This is a genomic window from Saccharomonospora azurea NA-128, assembly GCF_000231055.2.
GTDB classification, from domain to species: Bacteria; Actinomycetota; Actinomycetes; order Mycobacteriales; family Pseudonocardiaceae; genus Saccharomonospora; species Saccharomonospora azurea.
In genome coordinates this window covers 599332-620812 of the sequence record NZ_CM001466.1, presented here as the reverse complement: position 1 = coordinate 620812, position 21481 = coordinate 599332, and the positions used below count along the sequence as shown (strand labels likewise).

Here is a 21481-nt window from a genome sequence, read left to right as displayed (position 1 = left end):
GGTTGCCCCGATCAGGCTCGCTCGCGTGGCGGCGCGGCAACCGGGAAGGTCCCGTTGTCGTGCAGGTGGGCGCGTGCCGCGGCGATGGCCTCGGGCGTCGTCGCGAACACCCGCCCGTCCGCCGCCAGCCGAGTGATCACGCCCAGGACCTCCAGCGGCTTGTGGTGACCGTCCCTGATCCCGGACACGTAGACGGCGATGCCCCGGCGTTCGAGTTTCTCGATGGCGTCCTTGAGCACGAGGGCGCCGCTGGCGTCGATCGTGCTGACCCGGGACATCCGCAGCACCAACGCCGACACGGTCGTGACGTCGGGCAGTTCCAGCAGGAAGCGGTGCGCCGCCGCGAAGAACAGCGGCCCGTCGATGCGGTAGGCGACGATGTGCTCGGCCAGCAGCGCGTGTTCCTCGTCGGTCGTGGCCCCGGGGAGATCGCCGCTGAGGTCCACCTGGTCGAGCCGGGCCTGCCGCGCGATGGACCGCAGGGCGAGCGCACCCGCCATCAGCATGCCGAGCAACACGGCGTAGATGAGGTCGAGCGCCACGGTGGCCACGGCGGTCGAGACCAGCACGACGCCGTCGGAGCGGGTCGCGCGCGCCATCGCCTTCACGCTGCCGACCTCGACCATCCTGACCGCTGTGGCCAGCAACACGCCCGCGAGCGCGGCGAGCGGGATCGCCGACACCAGCGGTGCGGCGGCGAAGACGATGACGGCGAGCACGGCGGCGTGGGTCAGGGACGCGAGGCGGGAGCCCGCGCCGGCGCGCACGTTGACGGCGGTGCGCGCGATCGCGCCCGTGGCCGGCACACCGCCGAACAGCGGTGCGGCGAGGTTGGCCAGCCCCTGCCCGAACAACTCCCGGTCGGGATCGTGCTTCTGCCCGACCGTCATGCCGTCGGCCACCGACGCCGACAACAGCGATTCGAGTGCGGCCAGAGCGGCCACGGCGAACGCGGACGGCAGGAGGGCGGGCAGAGCCGCGAGGTCGACGAAGCCCAGCGACGGCGCGGGCAGCCCGGAGGGCAGATCGCCGATCGGTGTCACGCTCACACCCGCGAGCTCGACCACGATCGTCACCGCGATGATCGCGAGGATCGAGAACGGGGCACGCGGCCGCCAGCGCGCGCCGACGAGCATCACCACCGCCACGGCCAGGGCGACGGATACGGCCGCCCAGTCGGGATCCTGGGCGAAGGCGCGGATCGCCTCCCAGGTCAGGGTGAGGACGTGGTCGCCGTCGACCTCGGCGCCCAGCGCGTTCGGGACCTGCTGCAGACCGATGACGCACGCGATGCCGAGGGTGAAGCCCTCCACGACCGACGCGGGGATGTAGCTCATGAAGCGGCCCGCCCGGGCGACCGCGAGGCCGACCAGGATGATCCCGGCGATCAGCCCCACCGTGAGGACGCCGCTCACACCGTGGGCGGCGGCGATCGGCACGAGCACCACGGTCATCGCCCCGGTGGGGCCCGAGACCTGCACATTCGACCCGCCGAACACGGCGGCCAGCGCACCCGCGACGACGGCGGTGGCCAACCCGGCCTCGGCGCCGAGCCCGGAGGACACCCCGAAACCGAGCGCGAGCGGGAGGGCGACGATCGCGACCGTCAGTCCGGCGAGCAGGTCACGGCGAGGGTTGCGGCGGACCGCCCGGAGGTCGGCGCGGCCCGGCAGCAGGGAACGCACCCGCTGCCACGCGGCGGTCGGGCTCATCGGGCCTCTTCCGCGCGGAGTTCGTCGAGCAGTTCGTTCTGGCCGGTCAGCATGTCGGTGAGGATGCGGCGGGCGGCACGCATGAGTTCGGCGACGTCGCCGCCGGCGAGTGCGTAGACGACCGTGGCGCCGTCGCGGGTGGCGGTGACGATGCCGGAGCGGCGCAGTACGGCCAACTGCTGCGAGAGGCTGGGCGCCTCGATGTCGATGGCGGTGCGCAGGTCCCGCACCGACTTCGGCCCGTCCTGGAGCAGTTCGAGAACGCGGATGCGAACCGGGTGGCCGAGCATGCGGAAGAAATCGGCCTTCGCCTGATAGAGCGGAACGGGCACAACACTCCCAGGTGGTCGGGACGGGACCGCTCCATCATGTGATCAATTGCAGATTTATGCAATTGTGCTTTTACTCACCGACTGTTTTCGCAGGTCAGCGCATCTGGCTGCCGTATGAACTCGGTGAATACACTGGGCGTATAGTCGGGCTCGACAACGTTCCCGAGGGAAGGAGGAGGCCATGTCGGTGTCCCGCACGCTCCTCGCACTGCTGGAGCCAGGGCCACGCCACGGCTACGACCTCAAACGGGCCTACGACGAGCGCTTCGCCCAGGGCAAGCCGCTCGCCTACGGCCAGGTCTACTCGACGCTGTCCCGCCTGCTGCGCAACGGACTCGTCGAGGAGGCCGGGGTCGAGCAGGGTTCGGGCCCCGACCGCAAGCGCTACACCATCACCGACGCCGGGGTGACGGACCTCAACGCGTGGCTGGCCACGCCGGAGGATCCACAGCCCTACCTGCAGAACACGCTCTACACCAAGGTCGTCCTCGCGCTGCTGTCCGGACGCAGCGCCCACGACATCCTCGACACCCAGCGCGCGGCCCACCTGCGGGTGATGCGGGAACTGACCCGGCGCAAGAGCAGCGGCGATCTCGCCGACCAGCTCATCTGCGACCACGCCCTGTTCCACCTGGAAGCCGACCTGCGCTGGCTCGAACTGACGGCCGCCCGGCTCGACGCACTGAAGAAGGCGGTGAACCCGTGACCACACCACTGCTGACGGGCCGCGACCTGCACAAGACGTTCGGTCGCACCCAGGCGCTGCAGGGCGCCCACGTCGACGTCCACGCGGGCGAGATCCTGGCGGTGATGGGGCCGTCCGGCTCCGGCAAGTCGACACTGCTGCACTGCCTCGCCGGCATCATCGCGCCGGACTCGGGCACGATCCACTACCAGGGCCGTGACCTGGTGGCGATGGACGACGGCGAGCGCAGCGCGTTGCGCCGCACCGAGTTCGGGTTCGTCTTCCAGTTCGGTCAGCTCGTGCCCGAGCTGACCCTGTTGGAGAACGTCGCGTTGCCGCTGCGCCTGGCTGGGATCCGGCGCAAGGCCGCGGAGTCCACCGCCCGGCAGTGGCTCGATCGCCTCGAGGTGGGCGAGCTGGGGCAGCGCCGACCGGGCGACGTCTCCGGTGGTCAGGGGCAGCGGGTCGCGGTGGCGAGGGCGCTCGTGACCGAGCCGAAGGTCGTGTTCGCCGACGAACCGACCGGAGCGCTGGACTCGTTCAACGGCGAGAAGGTCATGCAACTACTGACCGAGGCCGCGCGGGAGACCGGAGCGGCCGTCGTCCTGGTCACCCACGAGGCGCGGGTGGCCGCGCACTCCGACCGCGAGATCGTCGTGCGCGACGGCCGAGCGGGTCACCCGGAGCTCGTGGCATGATCCGCGACCTGATGCTGGGGCTCCGGTTGGCCGTCGGGGGCGGCCGGATCTCCGGGCAGGCTCTGCTGCGACTGGCCATGACCACGCTGGGGGTGGCCATGGCCGTCACGGTGTTGCTGGCAGCAGCGTCGGTGCCCACCCTCGTCAGCGCGCAGGAAGAGCGCGAGGCCGGGCAGGCGCCGTCGGTCGTGCCGGAACCGGGTGTCGACCCGCTGTACCAGCTCGACTGGTTCATCGACGCCGGTGCGGACTACGTCCAGGCGACCGTGGTCGCGCCGAGCGGGGACCACACCCCGGTACCCCCCGGTCTCGACCGCATCCCGGGTCCGGGCGAGGTGATCCTCTCCCCCGCCGCCGCGGAGTTCCTGGCCTCGCCCGAGGGACGGGTCGCACAGGAACGCATCGACGGCACAGTGGTCGGCGAGGTCGGTCAGGCGGGCCTGGTGACCGCCAACGACGTCGTCGTCTACGTCGGCGCACCCCTGGAGACATTGCGGACCGCGGAGAACGTGGATCGGGTCTACGGCTTCGGAGGAGCCGACTCCCTCCCCGGCGACAGCTTCGGTGTCCTCACGGCGGCTCTCGTCGGACCGCTCGTGGTCGTCTTCCTGCTGCCTTTGCTGATCTTCGTGACCACGGCATCCCGCATGGGCGCCGCGCAACGGGAGCGGCGACTCGCGGCGTTGCGGCTACTGGGCGTCAGCAGTCGTCAGGTTCGCCGAGTCGCCGCGGCGGAGTCGCTGCTCGGTGCGCTCGTCGGCCTGCTCGTCGGAGGCGCGCTGTTCGCGGTGCTGCGTCCCCTGATCGGCCGGATCGAGCTGTTCGACACGCGGTTCTTCCCCGAGGACTTCACCCCGACCCTGCTCGGGATCGCGGCGATCGCGGTGCTCGTGCCCGCACTGGCCGTCGGTGCGGCTGTCTTCGGGCTGCGCCGCGTCGTGGTCGAGCCGCTCGGTGTGGTGCGTCAGGCACGGCCCCGGCGCAGGAGGATGGGCTGGCGCTGGTCCATCGCCGGGCTCGGTGCGGCGCTGATGCTGTCGACCTTGTTCGTGGAGCAACGAGCCCACGCCGACCTCGTCGGCGTCGTCCTGGCCGCCGGCAGTACCCTGCTGCTGATCAGCGTCGTGGCCCTGCTGCCCTGGGCGGTCGAGAAGCTGGTGAACCGGTTGCGCGGCGGCTCCCCCGCGTGGCAGCTGGCCGTCCGCAGGCTGCAGCTCGACAGCGGAACCGCGAGCCGGGTCGTGTCCGGGCTGGTGGTCGTGCTGGCCGGAGCCATCCTCGTCCAGACCCTGATCGGGACCGTCAGCACGGGACAACCTCGGGGCAGCCAGTGGCAACCGACCCCGGCGCTGGCCGCCGAACTGCGGCTGCCCGCTGAGCACGTGACCGAAGCGCGCCGCCTGCTCGCCGACACCGTGACGAGCACCGACGTCCACCAGATCCAGGAAGCCGTGCTGGAATCGGTCGACGGCTCCGGTTCGGGAGCGTTCGTGAGGATCGGTGACTGTGCGGCGCTGGCGACGCTCGCGGAGGTCGGCTCGTGCGCCGACGGTGACGTGTTCGTCGTGGGCCTCGACGGCTCCCCCGCCGATCGGCACGCCGGTGAGCGGATGCGCTTCGTCACCTACACGACCGACGAGCCGGAGTACGGTCCGACGTGGACCGTGCCCGGCGACGTCCAGGGTCTTCCCTCGGAGAAGGCGAACCGCCTGGTCGCCGGAGAGGTCCTGACGACGCCCGGGGCCCTTCGTGGCGTTGAGCTACCGGACGCGGCCCACACGCTCTACGTGATGGCCGACGGTGACCGTGCGGGCATGTACGAGGCGGTGGCCGCCGCGATCAGCCCGCTGAAGTGGAACGTCAGCATGTCCCCGGGGCCGGGCATGTTCGAAGCCGAGCGCCTGGAGGAGGTGGCGGGCACGATGACGGGCCTGCTGCTCACCGCATCGCTGTTCGTGCTGGCGGTGGCCGCGTTGTCACTGCTGTTGGTGTCGATCGAGCAGATCGTGGAGCGGCGCCGCCCGCTGGCGGCCCTGTCCGCGTCGGGTGTTCCGCTGTCGGTGCTGGCTCGCAGCGCCCTGTGGCAGAACACCGTTCCCGTCGCGGTCGGCGTCCTGCTGGCCGTGGGCGCCGGACTGGGCGTCACGCTGCCGACCGTGCGCTACATCGGCCTGGACATCCAGCTGGACGCCGGCCTCCTCGGGACGGTGTGTGGGGCCGCCGTCCTGACGGTGCTGGTCTCGACCGTGCTCAGCCTGCCGTTGCTTCGCCAGGCGACCCGCCTGGAGACGTTGCGCTCCGAGTGACACGTCGGGTGGTGCGGAGGGATCCACCTCCGCACCACCCGCGCAACTCAGGCTCCGGCTTCCTCGACGACGCCTGGGTTGTTCTCCCCCGGCACGGACAGCGAGGGCAGACCGTTCTCGATCTGCTCGCGGTCCGGTTCCAGCCACGGCGGGAGCTTCAACGCCCGGCCGAGCTCCAGCAGCGGCTCGTCGGCGGTGAAACCGGGCTGGTCGGTCGCGATCTCCAGCAGCGTTCCACCGCGTTCGCGGAAGTAGATCGACCGGAAGTACTGGCGGTCGCGGATCTCGGTGACGTCCTCGCCCCGATCGACGAGTTCGTCGCGCCACCGTTGCTGGGTGTCGTCGTCCGGTGCGCGGAAGGCGACGTGGTGCACCGTCCCGCCCGCGACGAGACCTCGGGGCGCGCCCGCGTCGACGACCACGTCCACCAGCGCACCGGGTTCACCGTCGCCCGCGGCGAACCGGAGCCGGGGTCCGTGCTGTCCGACCAGCCGCAACCCCAGCTCTTCCAAGGTCGTCACGGTGCCCGGCTCGTCGGCCGTGCACAACGTGACCGAGTGCAGTCCGCGCACCCCGTGCTCCGCGGGCACGACGCCGTTGTCCCACGGCGCCCGGGGGTCGTCCTGCTCGTGGGCGACCAGCATCAGTTCCAGGCCGTCGGGGTCGTGGAAGGTCAGGGTTGCCTCCCCGTCCCGCTCGACGACCTCGCCCACGTCCGTGCCGGCCTGCTCCAGGTGCCCGCGCCACCAGCCGATCGACTCGGCGGGCACGGAGAACGCCGTCGTGGTGGCCTGGCCGTGCCCGCGTCGTCCCGCCGCCACCTTCCCGAAGGGGAAGAAGGTCAGCAGGCTGCCCGGCTGCCCCTGCTCGTCCCCGTAGTAGAGGTGGTAGACGTTCGGCGAGTCGAAGTTCACCGTCGTCTTGACCAGCCGGAGCCCGAGCGTGCGCAGGTAGAAGTCCGCGTTCGCCTGCGGGTCTCCGGCGATGGCCGTGACGTGGTGCAAGCCGTTGCTTGCGAGTGTCATGACACCGTCCTCGATGAGGTGGGTACGGCTTTCTACGGCTCTCAGTTCTGCTTGATGGCCGAGATCTCGAACTCGAGGTCGATCTTGTCACTGACCAGGACACCGCCGGTCTCCAGGGCGGCGTTCCAGGTCACGCCGAAGTCCTTGCGGGAGATGCTGGTCGAGCCCTCGAACCCGACACGCACGTTGCCGAACGGGTCGGTGGCCTGGCCCTCGAACGTCAGGGGGATGGTGACCTGGCGCGTGACGCCCCGGACGGTGAGGTCGCCGGTGACGGCGAAAGCGTCGTCGCCGGTCTGCTTGATCTCGGTCGACTTGAACGTGATCTCCGGGTACTCGTCCATCGCGAGGAAGTCGTTGCTGCGCAGGTGGCCGTCGCGGTCGGCGTTGCGGGTGTCGATGCTGGCGGCCTTGATGACGATTTCCACCGACGAGTCGGCGGGGTTCTCGCCGTTCACCTTGGCGGTACCCTCGAACTCGTTGAACGCGCCGCGCACCTTGGTGACCATGGCGTGGCGGGCCACAAAACCGATACGGCTGTGTGAGGGGTCGATGGTGTAGGTGCCGGTCAGCTGGCCGTAGTCCACGTTGGCGGTCATGTCCGCTCCTCCAAGTAGTTGATGTGTCATCTGGCGCCTCTTCCAACATAGATGATGCGTCAACAAATCCGGGTAGGATGAGACACGTGACACGATGGTTGACCGAATCCGAACAACGCGCCTGGCGCCGCTACCTGACGATGAATGCTCAGCTGACGGCCCGCCTGGCTCGCCAACTCCAAACCGAATCCGGGCTGTCCCTGCCCGACTTCGAAGTGCTCGTCCAACTCACCGACCAGCCCGAACCCCGGATGCGCATAGGTGAACTCGCCACGGCGCTCCAATGGGAGAAGAGCAGGCTCTCGCACCACCTCGCCCGCATGCAGAAGCGCGGGCTCGTCTGCCGCGAGGACTGCCCCAGCGACGCCCGCGGAGCCTTCGTGGTGCTCACCGACCAGGGCCGCGACGCGATCGAGAACGCCGCGCCCGGCCACGTCGACACCGTGCGTGAGCTGGTGTTCGACCAGCTGACCCCGGAGCAGGTCGAGGCCTGGGCCTCGATCACCGAGCAGGTGCTGTGGAGCCTGCAGGAGACGGCCCAGCCACCCGGTAGACCCCCAGTGGCCCCCAACCCGCACGCCGGGTGATGCGTCCTTCCAGGCATGACACGGGACAGGGAACTCGCGTGGGACGGCTGCGTCAACGCTCGCGACCTCGGTGGCCTGGGGACGATCAAGCACGGTGCGGTGGTCCGTATGGAAGCACCCCTGCGCCTGAGCGAGCGTGGGTGGGCGGCGGCGTGGGCCCACGGTGTGCGCACCGTCGTCGACCTCCGGAACACCGACGAGATCGCGCCGGGTCGGACTCCGGCGCCGCCGGGCATCACCACCGTGCGGGCGCCTCTCGACCCCGTCGGCACCCCCTTCCACGAGCGCTGGACGCGGATCGACAGGCTCAGCTCGCCGCTGTACTTCCCGGCGCTGCTGGCCGAGCACCCGGAGCTGGTGGTCAGCGCGGTGCGGGCCGTCGCCACCGCCGCACCGGGCTGCGTGGTGTTCCACTGCGCGGGAGGCAAGGACCGCACCGGACTGCTCGCCCTGGTGCTGCTCACACTGGCCGGAGCGACGCCGGCCGAGATCGTCGCCGACTACCTGCTCACCTACGAGCGGATGAAACGGACGTACGAGGAACTCGGCGTTCGCGACCAGCTCACCGCGGTGACCGAACTCCTCTCGGAACACGGCACCACCATCGAGCGCTCCCTGACGTCGACGATCGCGTCGTTGAACATGCCGGACTTCCTCCTCGACAACGGCCTGTCCGAGGCCGAACTCGACGCTCTCCTCACCCGGCTGACCGGGTGAGCCGGGCTCTCGACACGCCGGTCACTCGCTGCGGAGTGCCTGGTCGAGCAGCGCGCCGGCAGCCACCGTCGCGGTGACGTAACCGAGGTTGGCGGCCCGGTCCTCACGGGGTGCGGACACGTCGAGCACCACCGTGGCCGGGTCGGCGACGTCTTCGAGCGTGCGCAGGCCACGGTAGTAGGCGAGCAGCTGCCGATCGGGCGTGCGCGAGCCGTACCCACGGAGGAAAGCGTCCTGCTGCCGCTCGTCGATCAGCTCCTCGGCCCACACCCCGCCGCCGAGCACGAACATGAGGTCCCGCTCCGGCGGGGCGAGCACGGCGTCGTCGAAGTCGAGCAGCGCGACCGACTCGGGGCCCGTGACGACGACGTTGCCGAGATGCGCGTCGGCGTGGCAGCAGACCCGCGCCGTCGGGGCGGCGCGCGTCGCCAGCGACCGCCCCAGCCGTACCGTCCGGTCGCGCACCACGCGCAGGTCGGACCGCCGCCCGTTCCAGGTCGCGACGAGGTGCGTGACCAGGTCGTCGCCGGCGGCCACGTCGGCGAGCCGGGCGTCGACGCGGTCGAAACAGTCGACCCAGTGCCCCGGATCGAAGGTCTCGCGCGGCACCCGTCGGGCCGGCTCACCCGCGACGGGCAGTCCGTGCAGGGCGGCCAGGACCCGGCCGTACTCGATCCACTGCCGTTCGCTCAACCCGACGTCCGCGGCGCTGCGCCCGTCGACCCACTCCGTCACCGACAATCGGGCCCCGGCCACGGTGGCCCACAGCGCTCCCGCCGCCGTGTGCACCGGCCGAGGGGTCGCTCCGGGGCGCGCGAGGGCGAGCCGGTCGGCGAGCACGAGCCCCGCCGGGCAGCCCCCGGTCGTCAACTTCACCGCGTACGCGCGGCCGTCGTGACCGGTCGCCTGCCACACCGACGCGGCCCGGTCGGCGCCGTCGCCGACCGCGACGACGTCACGCACGTCGAGCGAGTAGTGCTCGCTCAGCAGGCGCCCCACACGGTCGGCGGCGGGTGCGTCCGGGCGACGGCTCACTCGCCGTGGCCGCCCACGACGTCGTCCTCCCAGCCCAGGACCTCCACAAGTCGCTCCTCCACCATCGGCGACATCGTCTCCAGGTAGGTGGCGGTGACGTGGTTGTTGTCCATGTACACGAGCACGTTGCCGATCACCGGCGGGCAGGTCTCGGCGTTGCAGAAGTAGTCACTGAAGTCGAGGAACGACACGGACGGCGGCACGCCCGGCGCGTCGAGGTACGGGGGGCGCGGCGACAGCAGTTCCGCCCGCCGACCCGAGCACTGGGGGTCGTGCGCGCTGTGCTTCTGCACGCATTCGGAGGGCTCGAAGTCGTAGCGGGGGCTGTCGCGGATCGCCACCACCGGGATTCCGGCGGCATCCATGGCCTGCCACTGCTCGACGTAGCCGGGAGGTGTCCATTCCTTCAACCCCACCCGCACGTCACGGGTGGCCATCGTGACGACGGCGTCCGGCTGCATCTCCAGGATCTCCTCGCGGACGGCGGTGTTCCACGCGCGGCATTCCTCGTCGACGCCGTTGGTGGTGAACGGGCACCCGCCCTTGCCCATGGAGATGATCTGCCAACCGCGGCGTTCGACGATCGGCCGCAGCGCGGCGATGTACTGCTGGGAGTGGGAGTCGCCCGTCACGACGATGCGCCGCACCGGCTCACCCGGCGGGTCCACCGTGCAGATCCGCAGGTCCTCGTTCTTCGGCGAGTAGACGCACTCCTCCTCGGGGAAGCTGTCGAACTGGTCGGGCAGGGCGGCGAACGGCGGGACGACGGGCCTCGCGGCGTCCACGAGCGGCGCGCGGGTGTCGAGCACCGGCGCCCCGAGGGTCTCCTTCTCTCCTTCGGCCACCGTGAACGACGCGCGCTGCGCCGTGACGACCTGCCAGGTCCCCGACGCCAGCAGCACGGGCACCAGCGCCAACAGTGCCAGGCGGTACCCACCCCAGGGGGTTGCCGTGGCCAGACGGGCGGAGCGGGCCGGCTGCTCCACGAACCGGTACGTGAGCGCCGCGAGAACGAGCGACCCGGCGATTACCAGCGCGCCCTCGCCGAGGCTGAGGCTCTCCTTGTCGGCGGTGATGAGGAAGAACAGCAGGAACGGCCAGTGCCACAGGTACAGCGCGTAGCTCAGGTTGCCCAGGCGCACCAGCGGCTTCGCCGACAGGAAGCGGTCGGCGCCGATCTTGCTGTCGGTGGCGCCCGCGACCAGCACCAACACCGCGGCCAGCGTCGGCCACAGCGCGACGTAACCGGGGAACTCCGTGCCGACCTGCAGCACCAGGCCGCAGGTCACGAGCGCGACGACGCCGACCCACCCGCACACGATGCGAACGAGCCGCGGCACTCGCACCGAGTCGATCAACAGGGCCGTCAACCCGCCCAGCGCGAACTCCCACACCCGGGTGGCCGAGTGGAAGTACGCGAGCGGCTGGTTCTCGATCGTCAGCCACACCGAGAACGCCAGCGAGAGGACGAACGCCACGGCCATCGCCGTCACCAGCGACCGGTGCAGCGTCCACCCCGCCCGGCGCGCGAGCCACGCGACGAGGGCCACCAGCAACGGCCACACCAGGTAGAACTGGCCCTGGATCGACAACGACCAGAAGTGCTGGGTCAGGCTGGCCGCGGAGTGTTGCGCGAAGTAGTCGGCCGAGGTGGCGACCAGCTGCCAGTTCTCGTAGAACAACGCCGACGCGATGACTTCCCAGGCCGTCAGCGACCACCGGTGTTCCGGCAGCAGCAGCACGGCCACCGCCATCGTCACCGCCAGCACCGTCAGCGCCGCCGGAAGCAGGCGGGTGAGCATCCGGCCCCACATGCGGCGGAAGTCGATCCGGCCCCGCGAGCTCGCCCGGTAGAGCTGTCCCGTGATCAGGAAGCCGCTGATCACGAAGAACACGTCCACACCACCGGAGACCCGGTTGAGCCACACGTGGTACACGACCACGAGCAGCACCGCCATGGCGCGCAGACCCTGCAGTTCGGGTCGGAACTTGCGTGGCCCCGTCGTCACCGGGGCATCGGTCGCACGCGAGGGAGACGGAACGGACACCAGACAACTCCTGCAACACTTCTGCGAAGGTTTAGCGCGCTGACGGTACCGGGTGTGGAAAAACAGGCCACACGCCGTGTCCTCAGGGTGTGCGCGACCGAACACATCCACGAACATCGTGGCGGGCCGGGTTGCCCCGGCGGGTGCACACCCACGTCGATGTGGCGCAGACCACCCGGCCGGTGATCAGCGAGTCAGGCGAGACGGCCGAGCCCGGGCACGAACCGGCCGCGGCGACGGCGGCGATGACGAGTGCGGCGACCGGGTCCGCCCACGCTCATCCGAGCAGGGAGTGCTCGGTGCGCTGGGACCGACGCTGCGACTGTTCGGTCTCACTCCCGCGATCGCAGTGCTCGACCGAGGCCTCGTCCACGTCATCGGGCTCGTGGTCGCCTTGGCGGGCATCCTCGGCACCGTGGCGGCGCAGCGCGCGATGGGCGCGTCCCGGCGCGTCGGTGTCGATCCGCGCGAGACGACCTCTCTGGTCACCACGGGCATGTTCGCGTGGGTCTGCACCCGCCCGCGGGAGGGGCGGGAGGCGTGGCGTGGTGAATCCTGCGGCCGTGCCACGCCTGCCCGCGAGCCCGAACGCGGCTGATCAGTCGCCGTCGCCGCTCTTCGCCTCCCGCGCCGCCTGCGCGAAGGACTTCAAGTCCGGGAATTCGAGTGCGTAGGAGTACTCCTCGGCGGGTTCCGGCGTGGCTCCCCAGCCCGGGCGGTCGTGCCGACGGTTGATCCACACCGACGGCAGGCCGTGCCGCCGCGCGGGCACGTGGTCGTGGAAGAGGCTCTGAGCGACGTGCAGCAGCCGCTCACGCGGAATTCCCATCTCCTTCAGCACCTCGTCGAGCGCCTCGAAGTGGTTCGGCGCCGGCTTGTACGCCTTGACATCCTCGGCGGTGATGATGCGGTCGAACTCCACACCCAGGCGCTTGTTCGAACCGGCGAACCCCGCGCGGTGCACGTTGGACAGGATGACCAGTTTGTAGTCGCGGGCGAGCGAGGCGAGCGCGTCGGCCGAGTCGTCGAAGGCGGGCCAGTCGGGCACCGAGTCGCCCAGGCGCTGCGCCCACTCGTCGCTCACGGACGCGCCGAGCTGGGCCCCGGTGCGGCGGAACGCCTCGGCGAGGATCGTCGAGTAGAGGGCTGCGGGCAGCTCGCGCGCGGCCTGCGACTCGTGCTCGGCGTAGGTGGCGAGCAGGTCCTCGGGGGTGAGGTCCAGACCGGCCTCCTTCGCCCACGGTGTGAGGACCGCGGCGATGCCGGTCTCCCAGTCGATGAGCGTGCCGTAGCAGTCGAAGCTCAACACGTCGTAGTCAGCGAGGTTCACGGGGTCCCTTCCGGTCGTCGGACATCACTGGGCTGCCCCGTTCACCGCTGCTCGGCGATCGAGGCGTCCACGGTGCGCAGCGCGAGGTCGCGAGCGCGGCGCAGGAGTCGGGAGTCGCCTTCCAGGCCCGCCCGGGCCATGGCGCCCTCCAGGAGGAACGCGAGCTGGTCCGCCAGCGCGGAGACCTGGGCAGCGGACCGGCCCGTCAGCTCCGCGACGTGCGCGGCCAACAGCTCCGCTACCTCTTCTTTGTGGCGACGGACGACCTCGCGCCCCGGTGCGCCCGCGGGCAGTTCGGCCGCCGCGTTGAGCAGCCCGCACCCGCGGAAGCCGTGCGCGTACGCCGATTCGGCGTGGTCGAGGTAGGCGTCGAAGACGGCGGCGATCGCCGCCCGCGCATCCTGGGCCGAGGCCAGTCGGCGGCGGTAGAGGTCGAGCCACTCCTCGTGCCGGGCCTCCAGATAGGCCAGCACGAGGGCGTCCTTCGACGCGAAGTTGTTGTAGAGGCTCATCTTCGCGACCCCGGCCGCGGCGGTGATGGTGTCGATGCCGGTTCCGTTGACCCCGTGGGCGTAGAAGCATTCGGCCGCGGCGTCCAGCAGTCGCTGTTTCGCCGAGCTGCGCGACCCCGCCTTCTCCCGGCGGGGTCGTTCGACATCGGTCATGCGCAGGCCTCCTCCGCCTGATTAGGTAGATCAGTCTACCTAATCAGGCGGAGAATGACACCCCGATTCCGCGAGCACGTTCACTCCGCCAGAGCTCGGCCGAGTGCCGCGGCGAGCTCGGTGATCTGCCGCTGCGACACCGCGGCGGAGAGAATGGCCTGCGACCCGTGGAAGGTGCCTGCCCACTGGTGCAGTTCGACCGACACGCCCGCCTGCAACAGCCGCACGGCGTAGTCGATGTCCTCGTCCCGGTTCGGGCAGAGCTCCGCGGTGGCGACGTAGGCGGGCGGCAGCCCCGACAAGTCCTCGGCCCGCGCCGGCGCCGCATACGGCGAGGCGGGACGGCCCCCGAGGTAGTGCCTCCACATCGCGGCGGCCTTGTCGCGGTTCATCCACGGTGTGTCGGTGAAGGTGCGCGCCGACCACGTCCGCTGCCGGTCGTCGAGCCCGGGCTGGTTGAGCAGTTGGAAGCAGAGGTGCGGTCCGCCTTCGTCTCGTGCCCGCAACGCCACCGCGGCCGCGATGCCTCCTCCGGAGCTGTGGCCGCCGACGCCGATGCGCTGCGGGTCGACGCCCAGCTCGGCCGCGTTGTCCGCGGTCCAGACCAGAGCGGCGTAGGCGTCGTCGAGAGCGGCGGGGAACGGGTTCTCGGGCGCGAGCCGGTAGTCCACCGACACCACCACGGCACCGGCGAGGTCGGCCAACCGGGCCGCCCACGGGTGCTCGGTGTGCACGTCGCCCATGACGAACCCGCCGCCGTGCAGCCAGACGATCGCCCCCGTCGCCGCGTGCGGGCGGTAGATCCGCACCGCCACCTCGGGATCGGCGGGCACGACGAGGTCGCGCACCTCCATGCCCGTGGTGTCGGGTTTCGGCACCGCAGCGGCCAGCTCCGCGAAGTGCCGCCGCGCGGTCACGGGATCGGACAGGTCTGCCTGGGGAAACAGCGGAATGAACGCTTCCAGTTCGGGATCCATGTCCGTCATCGTTCCGGGCCGGATCGCCGGAATCATCCGCCACGCGTCGCACACTCGACGTCGATCGCGCACCGATCGGCGCTTCGGTTCGACGCCGTGTCGTTTCTATCCTTCTGCCATGGAGGCACTGGCAGCGCGGCTGGCGCACCTGGATCCGGCAGCCGGAGACGGGGTGCGCGTCGTGATGTTCTACGACACCCTGATGCGGCGGCGCGTGGACCTGCCCGCGCTCGTGCGGGCGTCGGCGGGACTGGCGGGGTGCGTGGCCGGGATCCGCATCCACGGCACGGGACGCACCATTCGCGTCGCGGCCGACGGCCAGGACGCAACCGGTGCCGCCTGCCCCACACCCTCCGCCACGCCGGTGACGCTCGACGACGAGGAGATCGGCACGGTCTGGTTGGAACGCCCCGGCTCCCCTGCCGCGCTGGACCAACTGCTGCTCGACCGGTTCGCCATCGCGGCGTCGGCGGTGTTCGAACGGTATGGACCGGCTCGCACCACCATGGCGGATCCCGCGCTGGTCGAGCTTGTGATCAGCTCCACCACTGACGAAGCGGCCCGGGCTCGCGCGCTCCGGCTGCTCGGCTTCGCCGTCGACGTGCCCGTCCAGGCCGTCGCCGTCCGGTCGTGCCGTCCGCTCGACGAGCTCGGCCGCCTCGTCTGCCCGTCGCGCCTGGTGAAAGCGGCCCGACTGGGCGACGTGGGCGTCGTCCTGGCCACCAGCGTCGACGTCGAGGGTGTCCCAGCCGACGTTCGCGCCGGCGTCGGCACCGCGGGCGCTCCCGACGAGTCGTGGTGCCGCGCGCGCACCGCACTCCGTTTCGCGACGACGCGTCAGCCGGTCGTCCACTACGACGAGCTGGGCGCGCTGGCGCTCGTGGCCGACCTCGACGGCGACACCCTCCGCGGCAACGCCGACGTGGCAGCCGTCGCTCGGCTCGCCGACCTTCCGGAGGCACTGGACACGCTCGAGGCCTACTGCGCCACCGGGTCGCGTCGCGCGGCGGCCGACCTCCTGCACCTGCACCACAGCAGCGTCGCCCGCCGGCTCGACCAACTCGGGAAGATCCTCGGTATCGAGCTGACCGAGCCGGGCGGGCTGGTGCGAGTCACTCTCGCCCTCGCTGCCTGGCGGTTGCTTCAGGACTGAAGCCGCACCGTCGTCGACGTCCTCACTCGGCCCAGGCGGAGTTCTTGATGACGTCGACGAAGTCGCCGCGCACGAAACCCGGCACGAAGTGCGCGAGCACATCGGCCTTGACGTTGCCGAACGTCGTGTCGGGGCGGTCCTTGATGCCGTCGGTGAGCGCGGCCAGGATCCGGTTCTTGAAATCCGGCCGGGGATGCGCAGCGACGACCGCCGCGCGTTCCTCCTCGGAGACGCGGTCGTAGCCGATGCCCAGCACGTCGAGCTCCACCCCGCGCGTGACCAGCGCGATCTCCGGAGCCATGTGCAGCGGAATCTCCGGGGTGGTGTGCAGCGCGATCGCCGTCCACACCGTGTCGGCGTCCTCACTCGCGATGCCGTGCGAGCGCAGGAAGCGCCTCGCCTCGTCGGCGCCGTCGATTTCGAAGCGCTGGTCGGTGCGCCGGAAGCGTTCGGTCAGCCCGAGGTCGTGGAACATCGCTCCCACGTAGAGCAGCTCGGGGTCGAAGTCGAGCCCCTGCTCACGCCCGCGCAGCGAACCCCACAGATACACCCGCCGCGAGTGGTCGAACAGCAGCGGCGACGCCGCCTCACGCACCAGCTCGGTCGCCTCCCGTGCCAGCGCGCTGTCCGGGATGCGCACGCCCGCGATGGACTCGCTCATGTTTCTCCCTGTTCCGGTCTGGACTCTCCGGCACCCAGCATCGCGGGCCGCCTACCGTGGCGCCATGTCCGTTCTGCCAGAGAAACCACAGTTTCAGACATCACGCAGCGTGTGGGGTTCGTGGTCTTCGACGGCGTCACCATGCTCGACGTCAGCGGTCCCTCGGAAGTGCTTCACCAGGCGGGGTCCCTCGGTCACCACTACGACCTGGTTCTACTCTCCACTCATGGCGGCGACGTCAGGACGTCCAGCGGACTGACGTTGAGCGGCACCGTGACGGCGACCGACGCCGGCGCGCTCGACACGCTCGTCGTGGCGGGAGGGGATCGCCTCGCCGAGCAGCCCATCGAGGACGAGCTGCTGGCCACGACCCGGGACGCGGCCGAGAGCGTGACCCGCGTCGCGTCGGTGTGCACGGGCGCGTTCGTCCTGGCCGAGCTCGGTATGCTCGACGGCCGCCGCGCGACCACACATTGGCGCCACGCGGATACGCTCGCCCGCCGACATCCCCTGGTGCACGTCGAGCCGGACGCGATCCACGTCCGGGACGGCCGGTACGTCACCTCGGCCGGCATCACCGCGGGTATCGACCTCGCGCTCGCCCTGGTCGAGGACGATCACGGCGCCGACGTGGCCCGCCACATCGCCCGCGAGCTGGTCGTGTTCCTGCAACGTCCGGGTGGCCAGTCCCAGTTCTCGACGGCCACCACGCCCACGGCCCCGGGCGATCCGCTGCGCATGCTGATCGACACCGTGCTGGCCGATCCCACCGGGGACCACGACCTGCCGTCGATGGCGCGGGCCGCCGCCGTCAGCCCCCGCCACCTGACCCGTCTCTTCCACGCCGAACTCGGCACCACCCCCGCGCGCTGGGTGGAACGGGTCCGGCTCGATCGCGCACGGCAACTCCTGCTCGATGGGCACAGCGTCACCTCCGCGGCCCGGCGCAGCGGCCTGGGCAGTGACGAGACGCTGCGCCGGGCCTTCGCCCGCCACTTCGACACCACGCCCACCGAGTACCGACAACGCTTCGCCACCACCGGCACGATCCGGGACAAGGCCAGGTGACACGAATTGCGAAACGCCGACGACTCGCTCACATCCCTTTTTCAGTCGCTCGATTTGATCTTTTTCAGCGTCAGGTGGGATTCGATACGCAGAACGCCCGGAAGGCCACTGAGCTTGTCGGTGAGAAAGGTCTCGTAGGCGGCGTGGTCGGCGACCGCGACCCGCAGGAAATAGTCCGGGCGCCCGTACATACGCCGGAATTCGATCACCTCCTCGTAGGAGGCGACCGTGACCTCGAACTGCTCGGACGTCCTGCGGTCGCTGGCGCTGACCTCGATGTCCACGAAGACCTCCAGGCCGCGACCCAGCGCCTTGGGGTCGATCACCGCACGATAACCACGGATCGCGCCAGCCTTCTCCAGTCGCTTGACCCGGCGCAGGCAGGGCGGGGGGCTCAGGCCGACCCGCTTCGCCAACTCCACGTTGGACAGGCGCCCGTCCTGACGAAGGTGGAACAAGATGTCCCAGTCCACGCCGTCGAGGCTCAGTTTGTTTCTCATCGCCGCATTCTACGGTCACAATGAGCAACGTTATGAGTCGCGATTCTCCATAAGATGTCGTCATGCGAACACGCCGAGCCGAAATCGGGTTCGCGGCGCGAACCACCTCTCATGCGCGGAACGCCTTCCGTGATTCCGCTGCCGTCGGCCTCGGATACCTCCCCCTCGGTATCGCCCTCGGCGTCCTCGTCATCCAGTCCGGCCTCGACTGGTGGTGGGCGATCCTGTCGCCCGCCGTCGTCTACGCCGGTTCGTTCGAACTCGTCCTCATCGGCCTGGTCGCCGCCGCCGCACCGCTGACCGTCGTCGCCGGGACCGCCTTCATCATCAACACCCGCCACGCCTTCTACGCGCTGTCCTTTCCCCTGCACCAGGTGAACGGTCGACTCGGGAAGCTGTACTCGACCTTCGCGCTCAGCGACGAGGCATACGCGCTGACCTCGACGAACGAGGCCCGGTCCTGGCACAGCCGGCGCATCCTGTGGCTGCAGTTCTTCCTGCACTTCTACTGGGTGACGGGCGCGACGACCGGGGCTCTCCTCGGCGGGGCGCAGGTCTTCGACGGCATCCGCGGCCTCGACTTCGCCCTGACCGCCCTGTTCACCGTCCTCGCGCTCGACGCCCTGCGGAACCTGGACGGCGAGCTGTTCACCCCGGCGCTCGCCGTGTTCAGCGCGGTGATCGCCCGAATCCTGTTCCCCGGCCAACTGCTTCTCGCCGCCGTCTCGCTGCTCACCGCCGGGTTGCTGGCCCGGCACGTCACGACCCGTAAGCGGCATAGCCGTGACTGACACCGTCTACGCCATCGCCGCCGCGCTCACCGGCGCCTGTGTCACCTGGGCGTTGCGGGCCCTGCCCTTCACGGTGCTCGCCCGACTCCGCGCGAGCCCGACGATCCGGTTCCTGAGCACCCGCATGCCCGGCGCGATCATGGTGATCCTGACGATCTACTGCCTGCGGGACGTCTCCCTGACCCATCCCCGGATGGTGTCGCCGCTCGCGGCCCTGGCCGTGACGATCGGTCTGCACCTGTGGCGACGCAACGCCGTGCTCAGCATCCTCGCCGGAACGGTCGTCCACGTCACGCTGTCCAGCACGGTGTTCGCTCAGTGACACCGGTGAGGGGCAGTGACCGCCGAGGAGCCCGCGTGTCCGGAGCCGAAGCGGTCCTTCCCACCCGCGTCTCCGCCACGGGGTGGCGACTGTCGTTCAGCGCATCGGCTCACCGTTCACAGGTCGGCTGCACGAAGGGCGGGATCGAAAGTGATGGGGGCTGGAATTTCGGCGGTGCCGCCCGCAGCGGGATCCGGCGACACGTCGATCACATCGACGAGTCTGCGCAGCTTGTGCTGTGCGCGCGGGGCGACGGACCGCGGCACGCACACGACGGCCGTGGCCGAGTCCGGTGACGAGGTGGTGTACGCCAAGCCGAGCACGTGGTGGTTGTTGAGGGTGGCGGCAAGCCGGGCGAGCGTTCCGTGGCCGTGCTGAAGCGTGACAGTGAGCCGGGTGTATCCCATGGGTGGTCCTTTCTGGCATACCGCGGAGGATGAGACCGGGGCGTCGGGAGCTCAGCGGATCGGTGCGGGCAGGCGGAGGCGACCGTCGCGGACTTCGGCGATCTGGTCGACGGCGGTGAGGTGGGTGCGGTCATGGGTGACCAGGACGGTCGCGGTGGCCTGCTGGTGGGTGAGACGAGTGAGCAGGTCGATGACGGCCGCGCCGCGTTCGTGGTCGAGGGCGCTGGTGGGTTCGTCGACCAGAAGGACGGTCGGGTCGTTCATCAGAGCGCGGGCGATGTTGATGCGTTGGCGCTGGCCACCCGAGAGCTGGTGAGGGCGTCGGTCGGCCTGGCCACTTAGGCCCACCGCGTCGAGGAGTTCCCTGGCCCGGTCCCGGGCGGTGCGGGGCTTGCGGCCGTCGATTTGGGCCATGACCTGAAGTTGTTCCGCGGCCGTGAGGGAGGGCAGCAGGTTGGGCTGCTGGAAGACGATGCCGATCTTACGGCGGCGCAGTTCGGTGAGTTCTGCGCGGGTCATGCCGGTGGTGGGTGTGCCGTCGATGGTGACGGTGCCGGCTTCGGGGGTGATCAGGGTGGCGGCGACCGCGAGGAGGCTGGACTTACCGGACCCGGAAGGGCCGACGACGGCGGTCAGGCTCCCCTGGGGGACCTCCAAGCTGACGTCGTCGAGGGCGGTCAGGCGACTGTCGCCATCGGGGTAGGTGAGAGTGATGGCGGTCAAGTTGAGGCTCATCGGGCGCTCCCCAAGGCGGTCAGCGGGTCGACGGAGGTGATGCGGCGAATGGACAGGGCGGCTCCGAGGGCGCCGAGGAGAATCATCGCGGCGGCGGGGAGCAGGACAGTGGCGGGCGTGAGAAGGAACGGCACGGCCGAGCCCGAGATGAGTGCCCCCAGGGCGGCGGCGATGCCGGTGCCGAGCAGGGTGCCTCCCGCGAGCAGGACGATGGCTTGGCCGAGTGCGTCCTTCAGCAGGTTGGCTGTCGAGGCGCCCAGGGCTTTGAGGACGGCGACATCGCCACTGCGCTGGATGGTCCAGACGGTGAAAAAAGCCCCGATGACAAGTGCGGAGATGACGAACAGGAAGCCGCGCATGAGCTGCAGAGAGCCGTTTTCGGAGGTGTAGGAGCCGATCGCTGCCAGCGAGTCCTCGGTGGTGACCGTCGTGGTACCGGCCTGTACGTCGACGGCCTCCGTATCGGCCCCGGAAGTGGTGTTCAGGGCGATGACGGTGGCAACGGGGCCGTCGCCGGTGCCAGTGGGCGGCGCGGTCCTCTGCCAGGTGTCGAGGCTGGTCCAGATAACCGGGGCATGGCTGAAGTAGGCCTCGCCCTGCACAGCGGCCACCTGCAGCGGCTGGCCCGCCAGGGTGAGGGAGTCGCCGGCCTTCACACCGAGTTCTGCCGCGGCCGCGGTGGACAACACCACCGCGCTGTCGGTGATCTTGCTGCTCTCCGGAGCGAGGTGGGATCCCGGCCGGACGCCGAAGGCCGAGATTCCGGTGGTCTTGTCCCCGGCCGAGGCCTTGGTCGTGGTGATCCCGAGCGGTTCGGCGCTGTCGATACCGGGGGCTTCAGCCCACTGCTGCCACTGCTGCTCGGTGACGGTGGAATTCGAGTACGACAGGTCCTGACCGCCGCTGGGTGCCTGGAAGGCCACCCTGTCGGCAGGCAGGGACGTGATCGCGGAGATGTTCTGCTGGCCCAGTCCGGCCGTCAGCCCGGACAGCAGCCCCACCAGCAGGGTCATCAGCACGATGACGGTCCCCATCAGGGCGAAGCGCCCCTTGGCGAACCTCAGATCTCTCCAGGCGACGAACACAGCCGTGACGTCCTTTCCGACGAGGAAGCGGTATGCCTCCACC

At 70.3% G+C, this 21481-nt stretch carries 24 protein-coding genes; 10 read left to right on the top strand and 14 right to left on the bottom strand.

Annotated elements, in window-relative coordinates:
* Nucleotides 1–11: 11 nt before the first annotated feature.
* Nucleotides 12–1712, bottom strand: coding sequence for a SulP family inorganic anion transporter (locus SACAZDRAFT_RS02930; protein WP_005438526.1), 1701 nt, complete (start codon nt 1710–1712; stop codon nt 12–14).
* On the bottom strand, nt 1709–2044 hold the full coding sequence (locus SACAZDRAFT_RS02925; protein WP_005438525.1) for an ArsR/SmtB family transcription factor: 336 nt from the start codon (nt 2042–2044) through the stop codon (nt 1709–1711). Before SACAZDRAFT_RS02925 ends, SACAZDRAFT_RS02930 begins: the two co-directional genes overlap by 4 nt.
* Nucleotides 2045–2225: 181 nt before the next feature.
* Between SACAZDRAFT_RS02925 and SACAZDRAFT_RS02920 the strand changes: the two genes are divergently transcribed.
* From SACAZDRAFT_RS02920 to SACAZDRAFT_RS02910, 3 genes are read left to right on the top strand one after another with little or no spacing between them, the layout of a single operon-like run.
* On the top strand, nt 2226–2750 hold the full coding sequence (locus SACAZDRAFT_RS02920) for a PadR family transcriptional regulator (protein WP_005438524.1): 525 nt from the start codon (nt 2226–2228) through the stop codon (nt 2748–2750).
* A complete protein-coding gene (locus SACAZDRAFT_RS02915) occupies nt 2747–3427 on the top strand; it encodes an ABC transporter ATP-binding protein (RefSeq protein ID WP_005438523.1) in 681 nt (226 codons plus the stop codon). Before SACAZDRAFT_RS02920 ends, SACAZDRAFT_RS02915 begins: the two co-directional genes overlap by 4 nt.
* The gene (locus SACAZDRAFT_RS02910) at nt 3424–5733 is read left to right on the top strand and encodes an FtsX-like permease family protein (RefSeq protein ID WP_005438522.1); all 2310 of its coding nucleotides are present in this window, start codon (nt 3424–3426) and stop codon (nt 5731–5733) included. The genes SACAZDRAFT_RS02915 and SACAZDRAFT_RS02910 overlap by 4 nt, the downstream gene beginning before the upstream one ends.
* Nucleotides 5734–5780: 47 nt before the next feature.
* Here the strand turns inward: SACAZDRAFT_RS02910 and SACAZDRAFT_RS02905 are convergent, their stop codons facing one another.
* Both SACAZDRAFT_RS02905 and SACAZDRAFT_RS02900 read right to left on the bottom strand, forming a co-directional pair.
* Complete coding sequence (locus SACAZDRAFT_RS02905) at nt 5781–6758, bottom strand: ring-cleaving dioxygenase (RefSeq protein WP_005438520.1); 978 nt, start codon at nt 6756–6758, stop codon at nt 5781–5783.
* 41 nt (nt 6759–6799) lie between these two features.
* On the bottom strand, nt 6800–7357 hold the full coding sequence (locus SACAZDRAFT_RS02900) for a YceI family protein (RefSeq protein ID WP_005438519.1): 558 nt from the start codon (nt 7355–7357) through the stop codon (nt 6800–6802).
* Nucleotides 7358–7443: 86 nt separating this feature from the next.
* On the opposite strand from SACAZDRAFT_RS02900, the gene SACAZDRAFT_RS02895 reads away from it, so the two are divergent.
* The gene (locus tag SACAZDRAFT_RS02895; protein ID WP_005438518.1) at nt 7444–7944 is read left to right on the top strand and encodes a MarR family winged helix-turn-helix transcriptional regulator; all 501 of its coding nucleotides are present in this window, start codon (nt 7444–7446) and stop codon (nt 7942–7944) included.
* A 15-nt stretch (nt 7945–7959) separates the two neighbouring features.
* Entirely contained in the window at nt 7960–8661 is a 702-nt protein-coding gene (locus SACAZDRAFT_RS02890) for a tyrosine-protein phosphatase (protein WP_005438517.1), read from the top strand.
* A gap of 21 nt (nt 8662–8682) precedes the next feature.
* Here SACAZDRAFT_RS02890 and SACAZDRAFT_RS02885 read toward each other — a convergent pair whose 3' ends face one another.
* Together SACAZDRAFT_RS02885 and SACAZDRAFT_RS02880 are read right to left on the bottom strand one after the other, a co-directional pair.
* Nucleotides 8683–9696, bottom strand: coding sequence for a phosphotransferase enzyme family protein (locus SACAZDRAFT_RS02885; RefSeq protein ID WP_005438516.1), 1014 nt, complete (start codon nt 9694–9696; stop codon nt 8683–8685).
* Nucleotides 9693–11744, bottom strand: coding sequence for an acyltransferase family protein (locus SACAZDRAFT_RS02880; protein WP_005438515.1), 2052 nt, complete (start codon nt 11742–11744; stop codon nt 9693–9695). The genes SACAZDRAFT_RS02885 and SACAZDRAFT_RS02880 overlap by 4 nt, the downstream gene beginning before the upstream one ends.
* A gap of 292 nt (nt 11745–12036) precedes the next feature.
* Here SACAZDRAFT_RS02880 and SACAZDRAFT_RS02875 point away from each other — a divergent pair, with 292 nt between their 5' ends.
* On the top strand, nt 12037–12342 hold the full coding sequence (locus tag SACAZDRAFT_RS02875; RefSeq protein WP_005438512.1) for a hypothetical protein: 306 nt from the start codon (nt 12037–12039) through the stop codon (nt 12340–12342).
* On the opposite strand, the gene SACAZDRAFT_RS02870 is transcribed toward SACAZDRAFT_RS02875, so the two are convergent.
* The 3 genes from SACAZDRAFT_RS02870 to SACAZDRAFT_RS02860 all read right to left on the bottom strand — a co-directional run bounded on the left by SACAZDRAFT_RS02870 (nt 12343) and on the right by SACAZDRAFT_RS02860 (nt 14716).
* A complete protein-coding gene (locus SACAZDRAFT_RS02870; RefSeq protein WP_005438507.1) occupies nt 12343–13074 on the bottom strand; it encodes a haloacid dehalogenase type II in 732 nt (243 codons plus the stop codon).
* Nucleotides 13075–13115: 41 nt separating this feature from the next.
* On the bottom strand, nt 13116–13739 hold the full coding sequence (locus SACAZDRAFT_RS02865; RefSeq protein WP_005438498.1) for a TetR/AcrR family transcriptional regulator: 624 nt from the start codon (nt 13737–13739) through the stop codon (nt 13116–13118).
* Between the two features lie 80 nt (nt 13740–13819).
* Complete coding sequence (locus SACAZDRAFT_RS02860; protein ID WP_176662525.1) at nt 13820–14716, bottom strand: alpha/beta hydrolase; 897 nt, start codon at nt 14714–14716, stop codon at nt 13820–13822.
* Between the two features lie 118 nt (nt 14717–14834).
* Between SACAZDRAFT_RS02860 and SACAZDRAFT_RS02855 the strand changes: the two genes are divergently transcribed.
* Nucleotides 14835–15869 (top strand): helix-turn-helix domain-containing protein, encoded by a 1035-nt coding sequence (locus SACAZDRAFT_RS02855; RefSeq protein WP_005438490.1) that lies wholly within the window; start codon nt 14835–14837, stop codon nt 15867–15869.
* A 22-nt stretch (nt 15870–15891) separates the two neighbouring features.
* Here the strand turns inward: SACAZDRAFT_RS02855 and SACAZDRAFT_RS02850 are convergent, their stop codons facing one another.
* Nucleotides 15892–16530 carry an HD domain-containing protein gene (locus tag SACAZDRAFT_RS02850; RefSeq protein ID WP_005438489.1) on the bottom strand — a complete coding sequence of 213 codons (639 nt, stop codon included), beginning with the start codon at nt 16528–16530 and terminating at the stop codon, nt 15892–15894.
* A 111-nt stretch (nt 16531–16641) separates the two neighbouring features.
* Between SACAZDRAFT_RS02850 and SACAZDRAFT_RS02845 the strand changes: the two genes are divergently transcribed.
* Nucleotides 16642–17598: a GlxA family transcriptional regulator gene (locus SACAZDRAFT_RS02845; protein WP_005438487.1), complete on the top strand. Its 957-nt coding sequence runs from the start codon at nt 16642–16644 to the stop codon at nt 17596–17598.
* Between the two features lie 41 nt (nt 17599–17639).
* Here the strand turns inward: SACAZDRAFT_RS02845 and SACAZDRAFT_RS02840 are convergent, their stop codons facing one another.
* Nucleotides 17640–18098 carry an Lrp/AsnC family transcriptional regulator gene (locus tag SACAZDRAFT_RS02840; RefSeq protein ID WP_005438486.1) on the bottom strand — a complete coding sequence of 153 codons (459 nt, stop codon included), beginning with the start codon at nt 18096–18098 and terminating at the stop codon, nt 17640–17642.
* 62 nt (nt 18099–18160) lie between these two features.
* Between SACAZDRAFT_RS02840 and SACAZDRAFT_RS02835 the strand changes: the two genes are divergently transcribed.
* Nucleotides 18161–18889 (top strand): AzlC family ABC transporter permease, encoded by a 729-nt coding sequence (locus tag SACAZDRAFT_RS02835; protein WP_005438485.1) that lies wholly within the window; start codon nt 18161–18163, stop codon nt 18887–18889.
* Nucleotides 18882–19211: a branched-chain amino acid transporter permease gene (locus SACAZDRAFT_RS02830; protein WP_005438484.1), complete on the top strand. Its 330-nt coding sequence runs from the start codon at nt 18882–18884 to the stop codon at nt 19209–19211. Before SACAZDRAFT_RS02835 ends, SACAZDRAFT_RS02830 begins: the two co-directional genes overlap by 8 nt.
* A gap of 116 nt (nt 19212–19327) precedes the next feature.
* Here the strand turns inward: SACAZDRAFT_RS02830 and SACAZDRAFT_RS02825 are convergent, their stop codons facing one another.
* Genes SACAZDRAFT_RS02825 through SACAZDRAFT_RS02815 form a run of 3 tightly spaced genes read right to left on the bottom strand, consistent with a single transcriptional unit; the run spans nt 19328 to nt 21438 of the window.
* Complete coding sequence (locus SACAZDRAFT_RS02825; RefSeq protein ID WP_005438483.1) at nt 19328–19618, bottom strand: hypothetical protein; 291 nt, start codon at nt 19616–19618, stop codon at nt 19328–19330.
* A 51-nt stretch (nt 19619–19669) separates the two neighbouring features.
* Entirely contained in the window at nt 19670–20353 is a 684-nt protein-coding gene (locus SACAZDRAFT_RS02820; RefSeq protein ID WP_005438480.1) for an ABC transporter ATP-binding protein, read from the bottom strand.
* A complete protein-coding gene (locus SACAZDRAFT_RS02815) occupies nt 20350–21438 on the bottom strand; it encodes an ABC transporter permease (protein WP_040927888.1) in 1089 nt (362 codons plus the stop codon). Before SACAZDRAFT_RS02815 ends, SACAZDRAFT_RS02820 begins: the two co-directional genes overlap by 4 nt.
* Nucleotides 21439–21481 lie beyond the last annotated feature (43 nt).

Bases quoted from the DNA above. Each gene is read 5' to 3' on its own strand.
- SACAZDRAFT_RS02840 (WP_005438486.1), bottom strand. From the start codon at position 18,098: ATGAGAAACAAACTGAGCCTCGACGGCGTGGACTGGGACATCTTGTTC.
- SACAZDRAFT_RS02865 (WP_005438498.1), bottom strand. From the start codon at position 13,739: ATGACCGATGTCGAACGACCCCGCCGGGAGAAGGCGGGGTCGCGCAGC.
- SACAZDRAFT_RS02850 (WP_005438489.1), bottom strand. From the start codon at position 16,530: ATGAGCGAGTCCATCGCGGGCGTGCGCATCCCGGACAGCGCGCTGGCA.
- SACAZDRAFT_RS02825 (WP_005438483.1), bottom strand. From the start codon at position 19,618: ATGGGATACACCCGGCTCACTGTCACGCTTCAGCACGGCCACGGAACG.
- SACAZDRAFT_RS02905 (WP_005438520.1), bottom strand. From the start codon at position 6,758: ATGACACTCGCAAGCAACGGCTTGCACCACGTCACGGCCATCGCCGGA.
- SACAZDRAFT_RS02930 (WP_005438526.1), bottom strand. From the start codon at position 1,712: ATGAGCCCGACCGCCGCGTGGCAGCGGGTGCGTTCCCTGCTGCCGGGC.
- SACAZDRAFT_RS02855 (WP_005438490.1), top strand. From the start codon at position 14,835: ATGGAGGCACTGGCAGCGCGGCTGGCGCACCTGGATCCGGCAGCCGGA.
- SACAZDRAFT_RS02900 (WP_005438519.1), bottom strand. From the start codon at position 7,357: ATGACCGCCAACGTGGACTACGGCCAGCTGACCGGCACCTACACCATC.
- SACAZDRAFT_RS02860 (WP_176662525.1), bottom strand. From the start codon at position 14,716: ATGGATCCCGAACTGGAAGCGTTCATTCCGCTGTTTCCCCAGGCAGAC.
- SACAZDRAFT_RS02890 (WP_005438517.1), top strand. From the start codon at position 7,960: ATGACACGGGACAGGGAACTCGCGTGGGACGGCTGCGTCAACGCTCGC.
- SACAZDRAFT_RS02835 (WP_005438485.1), top strand. From the start codon at position 18,161: ATGCGAACACGCCGAGCCGAAATCGGGTTCGCGGCGCGAACCACCTCT.
- SACAZDRAFT_RS02820 (WP_005438480.1), bottom strand. From the start codon at position 20,353: ATGAGCCTCAACTTGACCGCCATCACTCTCACCTACCCCGATGGCGAC.
- SACAZDRAFT_RS02920 (WP_005438524.1), top strand. From the start codon at position 2,226: ATGTCGGTGTCCCGCACGCTCCTCGCACTGCTGGAGCCAGGGCCACGC.
- SACAZDRAFT_RS02910 (WP_005438522.1), top strand. From the start codon at position 3,424: ATGATCCGCGACCTGATGCTGGGGCTCCGGTTGGCCGTCGGGGGCGGC.